The organism is Nonomuraea turcica (assembly GCF_030718205.1).
Taxonomy (GTDB): domain Bacteria; phylum Actinomycetota; class Actinomycetes; order Streptosporangiales; family Streptosporangiaceae; genus Nonomuraea.
Genome location: NZ_JAUZQF010000006.1, coordinates 448,581 through 462,316 on the forward strand (window position 1 = coordinate 448,581; position 13,736 = coordinate 462,316).

At 69.6% G+C, this 13,736-nt stretch carries 14 protein-coding genes and 1 tRNA gene; 6 read left to right on the plus strand and 9 right to left on the minus strand.

Annotated features, from left to right (window positions below; genetic code table 11):
* Positions 1 to 33: 33 nt before the first annotated feature.
* Positions 34 to 303, minus strand: a complete 270-nt coding sequence (locus tag Q9G87_RS18910; protein WP_305917691.1) for a BTB/POZ domain-containing protein — start codon at positions 301 to 303, stop codon at positions 34 to 36.
* A 666-nt stretch (positions 304 to 969) separates the two neighbouring features.
* On the opposite strand from Q9G87_RS18910, the gene Q9G87_RS18915 reads away from it, so the two are divergent.
* Positions 970 to 1,209: a hypothetical protein gene (locus tag Q9G87_RS18915; protein WP_305917692.1), complete on the plus strand. Its 240-nt coding sequence runs from the start codon at positions 970 to 972 to the stop codon at positions 1,207 to 1,209.
* A 71-nt stretch (positions 1,210 to 1,280) separates the two neighbouring features.
* Here the strand turns inward: Q9G87_RS18915 and Q9G87_RS18920 are convergent, their stop codons facing one another.
* Positions 1,281 to 1,670, minus strand: a complete 390-nt coding sequence (locus tag Q9G87_RS18920; RefSeq protein WP_305917693.1) for a hypothetical protein — start codon at positions 1,668 to 1,670, stop codon at positions 1,281 to 1,283.
* A 109-nt stretch (positions 1,671 to 1,779) separates the two neighbouring features.
* Here Q9G87_RS18920 and Q9G87_RS18925 point away from each other — a divergent pair, with 109 nt between their 5' ends.
* Positions 1,780 to 2,778: an alpha/beta fold hydrolase gene (locus Q9G87_RS18925; protein ID WP_305917694.1), complete on the plus strand. Its 999-nt coding sequence runs from the start codon at positions 1,780 to 1,782 to the stop codon at positions 2,776 to 2,778.
* Between the two features lie 886 nt (positions 2,779 to 3,664).
* On the opposite strand, the gene Q9G87_RS18930 is transcribed toward Q9G87_RS18925, so the two are convergent.
* The 4 genes from Q9G87_RS18930 to Q9G87_RS18945 all read right to left on the minus strand — a co-directional run bounded on the left by Q9G87_RS18930 (position 3,665) and on the right by Q9G87_RS18945 (position 5,137).
* Positions 3,665 to 4,114 (minus strand): isochorismatase family protein, encoded by a 450-nt coding sequence (locus tag Q9G87_RS18930; protein WP_305917695.1) that lies wholly within the window; start codon positions 4,112 to 4,114, stop codon positions 3,665 to 3,667.
* Between the two features lie 71 nt (positions 4,115 to 4,185).
* Positions 4,186 to 4,258 (minus strand) — tRNA-Ala (locus tag Q9G87_RS18935).
* 15 nt (positions 4,259 to 4,273) lie between these two features.
* Positions 4,274 to 5,002 (minus strand): HAD-IA family hydrolase, encoded by a 729-nt coding sequence (locus tag Q9G87_RS18940; RefSeq protein WP_305917696.1) that lies wholly within the window; start codon positions 5,000 to 5,002, stop codon positions 4,274 to 4,276.
* Positions 5,003 to 5,017: 15 nt separating this feature from the next.
* Positions 5,018 to 5,137: a DLW-39 family protein gene (locus Q9G87_RS18945; RefSeq protein WP_020542320.1), complete on the minus strand. Its 120-nt coding sequence runs from the start codon at positions 5,135 to 5,137 to the stop codon at positions 5,018 to 5,020.
* A 399-nt stretch (positions 5,138 to 5,536) separates the two neighbouring features.
* On the opposite strand from Q9G87_RS18945, the gene Q9G87_RS18950 reads away from it, so the two are divergent.
* Positions 5,537 to 6,526, plus strand: coding sequence for a hypothetical protein (locus Q9G87_RS18950; protein WP_305917697.1), 990 nt, complete (start codon positions 5,537 to 5,539; stop codon positions 6,524 to 6,526).
* Between the two features lie 29 nt (positions 6,527 to 6,555).
* Here Q9G87_RS18950 and Q9G87_RS18955 read toward each other — a convergent pair whose 3' ends face one another.
* Together Q9G87_RS18955 and Q9G87_RS18960 are read right to left on the minus strand one after the other, a co-directional pair.
* Entirely contained in the window at positions 6,556 to 7,761 is a 1,206-nt protein-coding gene (locus tag Q9G87_RS18955) for an MFS transporter (protein WP_305917698.1), read from the minus strand.
* Positions 7,762 to 7,823: 62 nt separating this feature from the next.
* Positions 7,824 to 8,270, minus strand: a complete 447-nt coding sequence (locus Q9G87_RS18960) for a carboxymuconolactone decarboxylase family protein (protein ID WP_305917699.1) — start codon at positions 8,268 to 8,270, stop codon at positions 7,824 to 7,826.
* Between the two features lie 67 nt (positions 8,271 to 8,337).
* Here Q9G87_RS18960 and pdxR point away from each other — a divergent pair, with 67 nt between their 5' ends.
* Complete coding sequence (pdxR, locus tag Q9G87_RS18965) at positions 8,338 to 9,741, plus strand: MocR-like pyridoxine biosynthesis transcription factor PdxR (protein WP_305917700.1); 1,404 nt, start codon at positions 8,338 to 8,340, stop codon at positions 9,739 to 9,741.
* On the opposite strand, the gene Q9G87_RS18970 is transcribed toward pdxR, so the two are convergent.
* On the minus strand, positions 9,697 to 10,215 hold the full coding sequence (locus Q9G87_RS18970; protein WP_305917701.1) for a universal stress protein: 519 nt from the start codon (positions 10,213 to 10,215) through the stop codon (positions 9,697 to 9,699). The genes pdxR and Q9G87_RS18970 overlap by 45 nt on opposite strands.
* 98 nt (positions 10,216 to 10,313) lie before the next feature.
* Between Q9G87_RS18970 and Q9G87_RS18975 the strand changes: the two genes are divergently transcribed.
* Positions 10,314 to 13,508 carry a BTAD domain-containing putative transcriptional regulator gene (locus Q9G87_RS18975; protein WP_305917702.1) on the plus strand — a complete coding sequence of 1,065 codons (3,195 nt, stop codon included), beginning with the start codon at positions 10,314 to 10,316 and terminating at the stop codon, positions 13,506 to 13,508.
* 36 nt (positions 13,509 to 13,544) lie between these two features.
* Entirely contained in the window at positions 13,545 to 13,706 is a 162-nt protein-coding gene (locus tag Q9G87_RS18980) for a hypothetical protein (RefSeq protein WP_305917703.1), read from the plus strand.
* Positions 13,707 to 13,736: the final 30 nt, after the last annotated feature.

Below are 13,736 nucleotides of genomic sequence, written 5' to 3' on the forward strand. Positions count from 1 at the left end.
CCGGGGGACCGGCGAGCGGCGGGGCCCCGGGGATCAGCTCATGCTCTCGGCGAGCAGCTGGTCGATGCGGTCCGGCTCCACCTGCGTGGCGGCGGCGATCAACGGCACCAGCCCGCTCACCGTGGAGATGTGCTGCCTGTACAGCGGGCCGAAACCCACATGCGGAGCATCGGCGACCGGGTCGTCCGGCAGATCGTTGCGCCACAACTGCGCCCACCAGCTGCCGGTCCCCTCATCCCACCCCCACACGCTGCGGTTCTCCCAACCCTCCAGCAAGATTGCGAACGGGCCCGGGTTTCGCATGTTCGCCTCCATCCATCGCCAACGTCCTTCAATGAGGGGCGTGTTCATCCTGACTGGCTGCCAGGGTGGTTGCCTCCGGTTGAGGGGGAAGTTCATTGACGACGTCGGCTGACTTGGTCGACGACAACGGGCGCCCGTTATCTCCGCGCACACCGTGCGCCACATCTTTCGCCACCAACTTGTTGTGCCGGAGCGTTGATGTTGTCCTGGTCGCCGAGCGCGGAAAGGCGCGCCTATAACGGTTTGTCGCAGTCAGCGGCTATTATCCGGTCCATGACAGCGTCCGCTAGCAGAGAGTCAAGACATTCTGTCAAGTTAAGTGGATTGTTCGAGTCGCGCTTCGTTGACTGGTCTCTTCCCGAGCCATTTCCACGCCCTATCTGCACCTATCGCACCCGTCAGGGCCCACCTGGCAGCCCCCATGCCTCTGGCTGGTCGGCATCCCGACCCAGCGTGTGGCACGTCCGCCGTGCACGGCTCAGGGACGGTGCCATGTCGATGCGCCTGTCAAGACTTCGGATGCTCAGGGACGTCATGAGGTGCTTAATCCTGATCAGCCATGGCTCGGAGAAACGCATTGAGACGTACAGTGCTTCGCTTGGGCCCTTGCCCGCGAGTCCCGTTGTGTTGATCCCTGCCCAGCGTGCGCCCTGCCAGCCGTGGTGTGTGACGCACGACCACGCCGAGGGCTACTGCCATAGTCGCAACGTCTCCACCCCCGGCGGGCGGTGGAGCGCCCCCGGCTACGTGGCCATGAGTCACGGGCCCGCCGGTGGCACTCTTGTCGAACTCCACCACGACGGCGATGCCGAGCTGACACCAGACGAGGCCGAGCAGTTCGCGAATGCGATCCTCGCCCAAGTTGCCCTCGCCCGGGCCGTGAATCGTTCAGAGATACAGCCTTGATGATCGCCGCCGAGTTGCTCCGCTGTCGGTCTTACCCAAGCCCGGCCCATGGGGGAGCCCTGTGCGCAGCCTCACCAGTACGGCAGCCAGTCCGGCTTCGGGATTTGGTCGGCGACCGTCCACACGCCCTTGTCCCAACGCGCCCGCGACCCGCGCGGCCCGTACACGAACACTGGCTGCGACGCCGCATCATACTTACCGGCCAGATCCGCCAGCACATACAGCAGCTCCGCGATCGCACCGTCCGCGGCATACCCCGGGCACGACAATGCCCGCACCTGCTGGCCCGCCTGTGTCCCCACGATGATCTGGACATGGTCGGCGGCGCGGAAGCGCCTCCATGGCTCGTGATTCCATTGGAGCTCGTCGTCGTCCTTGAAGATCGGGAGCGGGTTGACGTTCACGATCGCGTCGACCCGGATGAACTGCTGCGGATCCTCGGTCACCAGCCACGCCGCCATGCCTTCAGCGTGAGCGACGATTCCACTGGCGGCAACCCTCGGTCGAGCGCGGCTTGGTAGCCGGATGTGACTGCTCGGAGCCGTGACGTTGAGTGTTGCGATTGCTTGGGTGGAGGTCGTGCGCCTACTCAAGCGATCATTCGCCGCTGCCGCCATCACCACCGCCGCGCTCGGAGCCGCCAGCGCCGCCTACCAAACCTGGGGTTCCGTGAGGGACCGACGCCGCTACCCACCGCCCGGCCGGATGGTCGACGTTGACGGTCGACGCATCCATCTATGGACGGCCGGGGACAGGGCGCCGACCGTCGTCATCATCCCCGCCCTGGGAGAATCGTCCGTGGACTTCGCGATACTCCTACCGGCACTTGTAAAGGAGACGCGCACGGTCATCTTCGACCGGGCAGGGCTCGGCTGGAGCGACCCCGTCTGGAACCCCATAGCGCAACTGAACGCGGCCGACGACCTGCACACTGCACTCCACCGGGCCGGTATCGAGCCGCCATACATCCTGGCTGGCCACTCAATGGGCGGCTACATCGTCCACCTATTCGCCGCCGAACACCCAGAGGAGGTGGCGGGGATCGTATTCATTGACTCCAGCCACCCCGATCAGCACCGCCGGTTCCCCAATTATCACTGGGGGACGCTCAAGCATGCGGCGATGCGCCGGGCCAAGTGGTTCGGTCTGAGACGCCTGGCGCGAGATCTCGGCCTAGCCGAGGAGCCGTCGAGCCTGGTTCCGCCCGAGTACGCGGAGGTGGCTGTGGCCCTGTCGTTGAGTGATCGGCGACGGCGCACCTCATGGTGGGAGTTGGCGCTGCGCGCGCAGATCGGGTCCGCCGTCAGTCGAAGGAGCGGCCCGCTCGGCGACATTCCCGTGACGGTGCTGACGTGCAGCGAGGTCGACCCAACCGCCAAGACGCCACAACAGCTCACGGCATGTCGGAAGCACTTCAGGACTTGGTACCCGCTGCAGGTCGACCTGGCGAACCTGTCCACGGACAGCAAGCATGTTGTCGCCGAGAACGCCGGCCACTACATCCACCACGATCAACCGGAGTTGGTTGTAGAGGCGATCCTGGACTTGGTGCGGCGCGCTCGCACGTGACACCTGGCCCTCCGCCCGGATCACGCAGGCGGCGGTCCCACGTAGCGGATGGCTTTTGCATTGGCGTCAGGTGTCACGTCCGCGGCCCAATCGAACGCCTCATTCTGGTCGTCGACCGGGACGGCGGTCGTGAAGTACGCTGGCGCGCCAAGTTCCTCGCCCTGGCGCCGCAGGGCCCAGCCGTCGCCCTCCCTTGTGAGAATCCACTCAGACGCGGGTGCGGTGGCCGCCTCGGGTTGCCACACTCGCGCGAACGCCCTGGGCAGCGCCTTCCATCGGGTTCGCCGCCCGGCCGCCGCTGTCGAGGATGATGCATAGCCGAGCACGCCTCGGCGTGTCTGTCCGAGCAGGCATAGCTGGAGCACGTCGACTGCATGGCGCAGCGCGTCCGCGCGAGGATGCCGCCGCTCAGCCGAGTCCGCAGTCATCAACGCTCACCACCCGTTCCCTGCTGTCCTTCTGCGCTGGCTCAAACTCCTGCACCTTGCCGTCTTTCCCTTTTAACGATCCCACGGCGGTTCCGCGGGCGCGCCACAGTCCGGGAAAGCACGCGGTGGCCGTGGTCAGCGTGCGCGGGGTGGAGGTTGGGACGGTCCGGTCTTCCCGTTGGTCCATGGTGACCCAGCGGCCGTTGGAGTCCCGGAGCTGTAACCGCAGGGAGATCCGGTGCCGGATCGGCGGGTCGGTGCACCAATATCTGAGGGTCGCTCCGATCCCGGCAGGGGAGACGCTGATGTCGCCGTGCAATACCTCCATGAAGCACTGCGGGTCCGGGACGCGGCCCCTTTCCCCGGTGGCGTCAGGGTCGCCGCATTTGGTGGGGGTGACGAGTATCGTAGCGATCGCACAGACGGCCAGTTGTGATCGCACCCACCCTCCCTAGGTGTCAGGCGCTGCAGTTCTGCCGCTCAGGGGCGACCAGGCGGGGCGGAAGTTCGGCAACTTTGATGACCTGTCCGACGCCGATGAACCGCTGGGTGACGAGGATGCCAGCGTCGTGGACGTGCTGGCCGGCGTGACTGGCCGAGGCGTCCTCGATGACCCACGGCGTGAGGTCGATCTCGAACGCGCCGAGCGCGGTCGCGAGCACGCAGCTCTCGGTGGCGATGCCGCACACATATATGTCGCGCCACCCCTTCTCTGCCACCAGCGCGGCACCGGCATCATCGGCGAAGAGCCCGTACCCCTTCTTGTCGATCACGTACGACTTGGCCGCGTGCGGCTGCAGGTCGTCCACGATGTCGATCTGCGGCGACCCCATGCATTCCGACCAGCGGACGGAGCTTCTGCGGCCGTACCTGCGCCCCTGGGTGGTGTCCTCCCAAATTCCTCCCATCAGCGGTGCGAAGATCATAGAAATGAGAAATGACCAGGCCGTTTAGCCTGGTCATCGCCCTTCTGATCTTGTGGAGCCTAGGAGATTCGAACTCCTGACTTCCTGCTTGCAAAGCAGGCGCTCTGCCAACTGAGCTAAGGCCCCTTCGACGAAGATAGCTTACCGGGAGGACGATGCTACCTGCGTCGTGCCGAGGTCGTCGCTCAGCACCAAACCTGGGAAGTCGATGATCGAATCCAGGATGTGGGTCGCGCCGCCCTTGAGGAGGCGTTCCCGGCTGTGCACGCCGGTCATCAGGCCGGCCACGATCGAGGCGCCGGCTCGACGGCCGGACAGCATGTCGCTCTCCGAGTCGCCTACGACCGCCACGTTGCGGACGTCCTCTACCCCCAGGCGGAGAACGGCGTGTAGCACCATGTCGGGCCAGGGGCGGCCGCGGCCGCCGGCGTCTTCGGGGGAGATGGCCAGGTCGATCTTGTCGTGCCAGCCGAGCACGCCCAGGATGCGGCCCAGTGTGGTGCGGCTGAAGCCGGTGATCAAGGCGAGCTTGATACCGGTGCCGCGCAGCTTGTCGAGGACTTCTATGACTCCGGGCATGGGGACGAGACCTGCCCGCTCCAGTGCGCCCTCGTAGGAACGCTCGAACGTCAGGTTGGCCGCTTGCGCCTGGGCCTCGTTGCCGGGGAAGATCCCGCGGAAGACATCGATCTTGGGGCACCCCCGGGACCGGTGCACGTGAACCATGGCACGTGCGTACGCACCGGTCCCGGGCACTATGCCCTGGGTGGCGATCGCCTCGGCGAAGGCGCGCTCGACCATGGCAATGTCACCGACCGTGGTGCCCGCAAGGTCCAGGCACACCAGCTTGATGGGGACGATGTCACTCATCGCCTCGCCGGTCGGTTAGTTCTCGCTGCCGGTCGCCTCAGTCCAGAGATCGAGCTCTGCGCGGTCGGCCTGAACCTTGCGCCAGATCAGCAGCCCCCCGAGGGCGATCAGCGCCAGAACAAGCAGCTTCTTCACGGTGTGACCCCACTTCTTCGACGGCCTCACCTGCCGGGGTGAGACCCAACGGTTGAAAAGCAGCCTAGCAAGGGATGGCTGCGGTCCCTGTGTTGCGCACGACCAGATGTGTGGAATGTGCGAAGAGCAAGTGTTCAAGCCCCACCCACCATACCTGCCCCACCCCACGCGACGTCCTAACGGAAATTACTCAAAGTGACGATGTGTTTCGCGCCCCAGGTTTATAGCAGACATATGGGTATATATCGGACAAAGGCGAGGTTGTGACCTGTGGCGGGTGAGCGTGCTGCTCGGGGAATTCGGTGGCGGTGAAGAAAGCTCTGAGCGAACAAGGCGCCGGAGGTGCGGGTTCGTCCGTACCTCGAATATGAGCCGGGATCGCTCCCTTAGGAGATCGTGATGAGCGTCGCCACCAGGCTCGGCGCCTGTGTCCTGGGGCTGGCCGTTGTGTTCGGTGGCGCCTTGGCCGCGGGGCGTGCGGTCGGTCCCACGCCCGCGGAGGTCCCGTCGCACGTCGCGGACCACCCGGCCGTCGCGCTGGCGAAGGAACTGGCGGAAGGCGGCGACGGGAACGGCAATGGGGACGGCGACGAGAGCAGTGTCGGGCATGGTGGCCATCACGGCGGCTCCACGCAGCAGGCCAAGGGCAACACCCCTATGGGACTGCAAGTGTCGCAGAACGGTTACACCCTTAATCCGCTCACCACGGCCGTCACCGGCCAGCCGATGGACTTCAGGTTCACGGTGATCGGGCCCGACTACAAGCCGGTCACTGACTATGAGGTCGAGCACGACAAGAAGATGCACTTCATCGTCGCCTCGCGCGACCTGACAAGCTTCCAGCACGTGCACCCGGAGATGGCCCCCGACGGCACGTGGTCGGTCAAACTGACGCTCCCCAAGGCGGGCGCGTACCGGGCATTCGCCGACTTCGTTTCCAAGGGCGGCGAGAAGCTGACGCTCGGCGTGGACCTGCAGGCCGCGGGTGACTTCCAGCCCGAGCCGCTCCCGCACGTCAGCCGTACGGCGACGGTCGACGACTACACGGTGAACCTCGCCGGGAACCTGGTCCCCGGGCAGTCCAGCAAGCTCACCCTCACGGTCAACAAGGGCGGCGAGCCGGTCACGGATCTGCAGCCCTACCTCGGTGCGTACGGCCACCTGGTCGCACTCCGCGCCGGCGACCTCGCCTACCTGCACGTGCACCCCGAAGACGGCAAAAAAGCCGGACCGGAGATCGTCTTCTACGCCGAGGTGCCGAGCACCGGCGATTATCGGCTGTTCCTGGACTTCCAGCACGACGACAAGGTCCGTACGGCGAGTTTCACGGTCCCGGCCACCCTGGCCGACGGGCACGTCCCGTCGGCCGACCACGACCACACGCACTGAACGCACCCGCACTGAATGCGTCGCCCGGTTCAGGGGAGCGCCCGGCCGGTAGCCGGCGCCATCCGCGTCAGGTACGCCCATCTGGCGGCCGGCGCCATCGCGGCGCCCGCTGCCATGAATACCGTGCCGAGCAGAAGCCACCCGAGCGTCCCGCCGCCGAGCACAAGCGCGGTGAGCGCCACCGGCCCGCACATCCTGGCCACGGCCACGCCGGTGCCGAAGAAGCCCTGGTACTGGCCCTGCCGGTCATCCGGGGCGAGCCCGAAGCTGATCTCCCAGGCCCCGGCGGCGAGCAGCATCTCGCCCACGACCAGCAGCGCCGCCGCCACTAGCAGGAACACCCACCCGTACGTGCTGAGCGCGAACACCATGCAGGCCGCGAGCATCACCAGCCCGGCCTGGCGGACCGACGAGGACGCGTCCCGCAGGCCCTTGACCCGGCGCGCCAGCCGCACCTGGAAGAGCAGCACGCTGGCGGTGTTGATGAGGAGCAGCGCCGCGACCACCCAGGACGGCGCGGAGGTGCGCTCGGCGATCCAGAGCGGCACGACCACGCTCAGCAACGGCATGTAGAAGAGCATCACCGTGTTGATCAGCGTGATCACGGCATAGGGGCGGTCCCTGAGCACGGCCAGCTTCGGCCCGGCGGAGGCGGCGAGCGGTACGGGCCGCACGGCGGGCAGCCTGAGCAGCAGCGCCGCCGCCACGAGGAAGCTCACGGCGTCGAGCGCGAACAACGTCAGGTACGCGGACGGAGTGCCGAGCCACAACGCGAGCCCGCCGAGACCGGCCCCGACGGCCAGGCCGCCGTTCAGCGTGGCCTGCAGGGCCGCCCGCACCACGGTACGTTCGGCGGGCTCCACCACCCCGGCCAGCAGGGCCTGGCGGGCGGCGGACAGGCCCGTCTGCGCCGTCCCGTACAGGCAGGCCACGAGCACGAACGGCGCGAACGACCGGACGAACATGAACGAGACCACCGCCGCGGCCGTCGCGACCGCCAGCAGCACGGCAACGCCGCGCGCGCCGCGCCGGTCGGCGAGGTGGCCGAGCGGGACGCCGGCGATTGAGCCGACGGCCCAGCCCAGCGTGAGGCCGAGGCCGATCTCGGCAGGCGGCAGACCGACGATCCTGGCGAAGTAGAAAGCGGAGGTGACGAGGTAGGCGCCGTCACCGATGGAGTTCGCGAACTGGGCCTGAGCCAGGATGCGCCGCCCGTTCACGGCCCGTCCGCTCATGGCCTGTCCGTTCAAGGCCCGCCCGCTCACGGTCGCTCCCACACGCCTTGCCGAGGGCGCGATCACTTGTACGACTCCGGCGTCATCCGCGTGGCGACGCCCATCCGGTTCCAGGCGTTGATGGTGGCCACGGCCACCACGAGCGCGGCCAGCTCTTGCTGGGTGAAGTGCGCGGCGGCCTGCTCCCAGACCTCGTCCGTGACATCGGTGGTGGACAGCCTGGTAGCCGCCTCGGTGAAGGCGAGCGCGGCCCGTTCCTGGCGGGTGAAGAAGGGCGCCTCGCGCCACACCGCCACCGCGTGCAGGCGGGCGTCGCTCTCCCCTGCCCGCTTGGCGTCCGAGCTGTGCATGTCCACGCAGTAAACGCAGCCGTTGATCTGGCTGGCGCGCAGGCATACCAGCTCCAGGAGGGGCTTGGCCAGGGTGCTCGCGGCGACGAACCTGTCCAGCCCGGCCATCGCCTTGTACGCCTCACCGGCCAGTGATCCGAGATCCATGCGCTCTGTCATGCACCCATCTTCAAGCGCAACTTGTCCCGAGATAAGCTCCAATCCTCGGCAAACTGATTGGGCCAAGATGGACCTCCACGTCACCCTCCAGGGCCGCGGTGACCTGGCCGCACAGGTCTACCGCCAGTTGCTCGACGCCATACTCGACGGCCGGCTGCGCTCGGGCGAACGCCTGCCCCCGACACGGGAGCTGGCCCGCCGGCTGGAGATCTCCAGGAACACGGTCGCGCTCGCCTACGACCGCCTCGTCGCCGACGGGTTCCTGGTGGGGAGGGCGGGCGCGGGCACGTTCGTGTCGGCCGAGCCGGTCCGCGGAAGGGCCGCGCCCAAGGGCGTCGTCCGGCCGCGGGCGATCTGGCGGGAGCTCGGCCCGCCCGCCCACACGCCGGATGCCCCGTACGACTTCCGCGTCGGCGCGCCCGACCCCCGCCTGTTCCCGATGGAGACCTGGCGGAGGCTGGTGACCCGCGAGTTGCGGGTCGGCGCCGCCGCTTACGGCGACCCGTCCGGATACGAGCCGCTAAGAGACGCTATTTCGCGACATATCGGCATCAGCCGCTCTGTGCACGCTGCCGCCGGCGACGTGCTGATCACGAACGGCGCCCAGCAGGCGCTGGACCTCATCGGCCGCGTCCTCATCGAGCCAGGCGCCTGCGTGGCCGTCGAAGAGCCCGGCTACCCGCCCGCCCGCCTGCTGTTCCGCTCACTCGGCGCCCGCGTGGCCGGCGTCCCGGTCGACGCCGAGGGCATCGACGTCCAGGCCATCCCGAACGCCGCCCGCATCGTGTACGTCACCCCGTCCCACCAGTTCCCCCTGGGCACGCCCATGTCGATGGCCCGCCGCGCCGCCCTCCTGGCCTGGGCCGAGCGCCGCCGGGCGGTGGTGATCGAGGACGACTACGACAGCGAGTTCCGCTTCGGCGAGCGGCCACTCGAACCCCTTCAGAGCCTCGACCGGGCCGGCCGCGTGATCTACGTGGGCTCGTTCTCCAAGACCCTGCTCCCTATGCTCAGGCTCGGCTTCCTCGTCGCGCCCGCCTCGCTCGCCCCGGCCCTGCGGACGGCGAGGCAGCTGTCCGACTGGCACGGTGAGCTGCCGACCCAGGCGGCCCTGGCCCGCTTCATCGACGAGGGCCTGCTGGCCAGGCACATCAGGAAGGCCACGCGCGAGTACGCCGCCAGACACGCCATGATCGCGGAAATGCTCGAGGGGGACGACCGCCTGCGCCCGGTCCCGTCCACCGCGGGCCTGCACCTGTGCGCCCGCCTCGCGCCGGGCGTGTCCGTACGCCCCGCGCCCGGCCTGGCGTTGGAGCGGCTGGAGTCATACTGCGGCGAGACCCCGGCGCAACCGGGCCTGGTCCTGGGCTACGGCGCGATCGGCAGGGACCGCATCCCCGAAGGGCTGCGCCTGCTGAAGCGGTCCCTACGGATGCCGGCGGCTCCAGAAGCGCCGGTTCCGTTCTCCTGACATGTCCGGGTCGTCGGGCGCCGACGGCTGCTGCACGATCACGACCGTGGTCCGCGCGTGCCGGGCGCAGTACATGCTGGTGGACGGGAGGAAGATTCGGCTGAGCAGCCCGCGCCGCCCCCGGCCGAGCACCAGCAGATCGCCTTCCCGCGCCAGGTCCACGAGGTGGTAGCCGGGATCGCCGACCCGGGCGACCACGGCCGTCCTGAGATCGTCGGGCACCCCGCCCGCCACGTCGTCGAACGCCGCACCGATCACTTCGGCGCAGCGTGCCTCCTCACCCAGCCTGACGGCATGCTGCACGGGCAGGGCCTCGGGGAAGGGATGCACGGGCGCGCGGCTGACGTGCACGGCGATCAGGGCCATCCGGTGCAGCCTGGCCGCCCCGATGGCCCAGGCCAGCGCCCAACGCGAGGCCGGGGACTCGTCCACCCCCACGATCAGCCTCGCACCGCCGGGCAGATCCTGCTCCACGGTGCCTCCTGAAAAGAAGTACGACCATAGTGCCCCTTCCGGCTGGTTACCGCGAGGTGGCACTTTGCGAACCGTGGAGCCGCTCGTACGATGCGGGGGTGGACCGAGGGTGGGTGCAACCCCGTCCCGCCCTCGACCGGCGGTTGGATGGGGCGCTGACGCACAGGCTCACCACGCTCGTGGCCACGACGGGCTACGGGAAATCCATCGCGCTGGCCGGGTGGAGCCAGGCCGTCGGGGCGGTGCTGCACCGGCTCGGCCCTGCCGACCGCGACGTGCCCACGCTGGCCGGAGCCGTGGCCACGGCACTCTCGGAGGCGGTGCCCGGGCTGCCCGCCGACCTCATCACGACGGCGCAGGCGCCGCTCGACCCCAACGCCGACGAGCTGTCCAGGGCCGCGGCGCTGGCGGGCGCGCTCGCCGAGGCACTGTCGAGGCGGCTGCGGCAGGCGCTGGCCCTGGTCTTCGACGGGGTCGAGGCGATCGCGGGCGCGCCGGGGGCCGTACGTTACGTGGAGACGCTGGTCCGGGCCGCGCCCCGGCATCTGCACTTGGTGACCGCGTCGCGGGCGCCGTTGCCGTTCCCGACCGCGCGGCTGCGCCAGGACCACGAGGTGCTCGATCTCGACGCGACCGATCTGGCGCTCACCGCGGAGGAGACCGCCGCCTGGGCCCGTGAACGGCTGGGGGAGCCGGGCGCCGCCGTGGCGGCCACGCTTCACGACGCCTGCGGCGGCTGGCCCGCCGCCGTGCAGGCCGCACTCGACACGCTGGCCAGGGAGGACCCCGCCACGTGGCCGCGCACCGCCGCCACCCTGGCAGGAACCTCCGCCACCCTCGAACGCCTGACGCTCGACGCGTTCAATGACCTGCCCGCCGCCATGCGGGAGTTGCTGCGTGCCGCCACCGTTCTGCCCGTGCTGACCGGCGATCTCGCCGCGGCGCTCGGCGCGCCGCCCGGCACGCTCGACTCGCTGACCAGCCGTGGCCTGTTCCTGGAGGCCGACCAGGACGGCCACCGCCTGACTCAGACCAGCGCGCACGTCCTGTCCCGGCATGCCCCGCTGGATCGGCACGAGGCCCACGACGTGGCGGCGGTCGCCGCCCGCTGGTACGTCGAGCACGACCAGCCCGAGCTCGCCCTGCGTGCCGCCGTCGCCACCGCGCACCCCGGCCTGGCCGCCTCGCTCCTCGACGCCTACGGCCTGCGCCTGGCCGAACGCGGCGACGTGCCGGCCGCGCTCGACCTGCTACCCGAGGCCGTCCGCCGCTCTCCCCAGATGCTCAAGCTGGCGGGCATCGCCGAGCAGAATCGCGGCCGCTGGAACGAGGCCCGCGACCTGCTCGCCCAGGCCGCCGAAGGCCCGGCGTTCGACGCGTTCGTGGCCAGGCGGCTCGCCTTCATCGATCACCGGCGCGGCGCTTACGACGCGGCGATCGCCATGTACTCCAGGGGCCACGAGCACGGCTTCCCGCCCGCCGATGCCGCCATGTGCGCCGCCTCCGCCGCCTCCGTGCTGTGGATGAAAGGCGATCGGGCAGGCTGCGCCGACCTCGCCGACAAAGCGATGGAGCAGGCCAGTGCGCTGGGCGACCCGGCCGCCCTGGCGATGGCGCACACGGTGCTGGCCATGCTCGCCTCCCTCGACGGCGACCGTCGCGCCAACGACGCCCACTACGTGCGGGCACTGGAGTACGCCGAGCGCGCAGGCGACGTCGTCCAGCTCATCCGCATCCACGCCAACCGCGCCTCCCGCTATCTGGACGAGGGCGCCTACGCCGAGGCGCTGGCCGAGACGGATCTCGCCGGCCGCCTGGTGGACCTTTTGTCGTTCGCCCCTTTCGCCACGCTCAACGCCTGCAACCGGGCCGAGGCGCTGATCGGGCTCGGCCGCCTGGAAGAAGCCGCCACCGAAGCCGCCACCGCGGTGGCCGGGTGGGAGGCCGTGGGCTCCAAGCTGGTCACCTACGGGCTGCTCCACGTGGCCAAGGTCCACGCGCTCCGTGGCGACCGCACGGCGGCGGCCACGACCTACCGGCGGATCATCGCCGAGGCCCCGCCCGGCGACGTGCAGGTGCGGTCCAACGCGCTCAACGAGCTGGCCGAGCTGCTCGCCGCGGACGACCCCGACGAGGCCGTCCGCGTCGCCGACCAGGCGCTGGAGCACGCCGAGGGCATCGCGGGAGTCGGCGCGCTGGTCGCGGCGGCCCGCGTGGCACTGGCCGCCGGGCGGCCCGCCCGCGCGAGGGAGCTGCTGGGGGAGATCGAGCCCGTCGCGGTCCGGCGCAGGGACCACGCCGCCCAGGCCGCCATCGTGGAGCTGCGCGCCGTGCTCGCCGGCGATGCCAAGCTCGCCGACGAGGCGGTGCGCAAGTGGACGATGCTCGGCGACCCGATCGGGCAGGCCAGGGCCGAGCTGGTCCGGGCGGCGCTGGCCGACCCGGCGACCGGCCGGGACACCGCCATGACGGTACGCGAGCGCATGCACGCCATCGGCTGCCGGGCACTGGACGACCGGATCGACGCGCTCATTTCCCGCGCCGTGCCCGAGCCCGGGGCCAGGGTCGTCGTCGAGACCATGGGAACGTTCCGCGTCCTGCTGAGCGGCGTGCCCGTCGCCCGTACCGCCTGGCAGTCCCGTAAGGCCCGCGACCTGCTGAAGATCCTGGCCGGCCGCCGGGGGAGCGGGATCAGCAGGGAACGCCTGGTGGAGATCCTCTGGCCGGAGCAGGAGGACGAGGCGGTCGGGCTGCGGCGGTTGAACGTCATGGTGTCGACGTTGCGGGCCGTGCTCGACCCCGAGCGGGAACACCCTCCCGACGACATCGTGGTGTCCGAAGAAGGCGCGTTACGCCTGGATCTGTCGCACGTTGACCTCGATGTCGAGAAATTTCTGGACCTGGTGGCCGTGGCCACCAGACTCGACCAGGCCGGCCACACCGCCGAGGCGCTGGCGCGCTGGGCGGCCGCCGAGAGCGCGTACGGCGGCGAGTTCTGTGAGGAGGACCCGTACGCGGACTGGGCGGTCGGGCTGCGCGAGCAGGCCAGGCTCGGGTATGTGCAGGCCGCGGCCAGGCTCGCCGCCGCCAGGACCGGCGAACGCCGCTACGACGAGGCCGCGCGTTACTGGCTGCGGCTGCTCGAGCGCGACCGCTACGACGAGCGTGCCCACCTGGGCCTGGTACGGGTGCTCGATCTGGCGGGTCGCCGCGGCGACGCCCGCAGGCGTTACCACCTCTACGCGGAACGGATGCGCGAGCTGGAGGTCGAGCCCGCCCCGTACCCCACCTGAACCAGACCTGAACCGGCCGGAGAGATGGTGCTCCATGTGAGAACGGTCATCGTCCGGCTGGTCGAGCCCGAACAATCAGGCGGCCGGCTCCTTGGGCTGCTCGAAGAGGTCGGGTGCGAGCCGGTGCCGTTCAACGGGCCCGAAGCGCTGCTGGACCTCCTGCGCGAAGCCGCCGGACTCGACGGCGATCCGGCCTGAACCTCCCGCGAATGTCGCTCCCGCACCATG

Bases quoted from the DNA above. Each gene is read 5' to 3' on its own strand.
- Q9G87_RS18940 (WP_305917696.1), bottom strand. From the start codon at position 5,002: ATGAGTGACATCGTCCCCATCAAGCTGGTGTGCCTGGACCTTGCGGGC.
- Q9G87_RS18950 (WP_305917697.1), top strand. From the start codon at position 5,537: ATGAGCGTCGCCACCAGGCTCGGCGCCTGTGTCCTGGGGCTGGCCGTT.
- Q9G87_RS18930 (WP_305917695.1), bottom strand. From the start codon at position 4,114: ATGGGAGGAATTTGGGAGGACACCACCCAGGGGCGCAGGTACGGCCGC.
- Q9G87_RS18960 (WP_305917699.1), bottom strand. From the start codon at position 8,270: ATGACAGAGCGCATGGATCTCGGATCACTGGCCGGTGAGGCGTACAAG.
- Q9G87_RS18910 (WP_305917691.1), bottom strand. From the start codon at position 303: ATGCGAAACCCGGGCCCGTTCGCAATCTTGCTGGAGGGTTGGGAGAAC.
- Q9G87_RS18955 (WP_305917698.1), bottom strand. From the start codon at position 7,761: ATGAGCGGACGGGCCGTGAACGGGCGGCGCATCCTGGCTCAGGCCCAG.
- Q9G87_RS18920 (WP_305917693.1), bottom strand. From the start codon at position 1,670: ATGGCGGCGTGGCTGGTGACCGAGGATCCGCAGCAGTTCATCCGGGTC.
- pdxR (WP_305917700.1), top strand. From the start codon at position 8,338: ATGGACCTCCACGTCACCCTCCAGGGCCGCGGTGACCTGGCCGCACAG.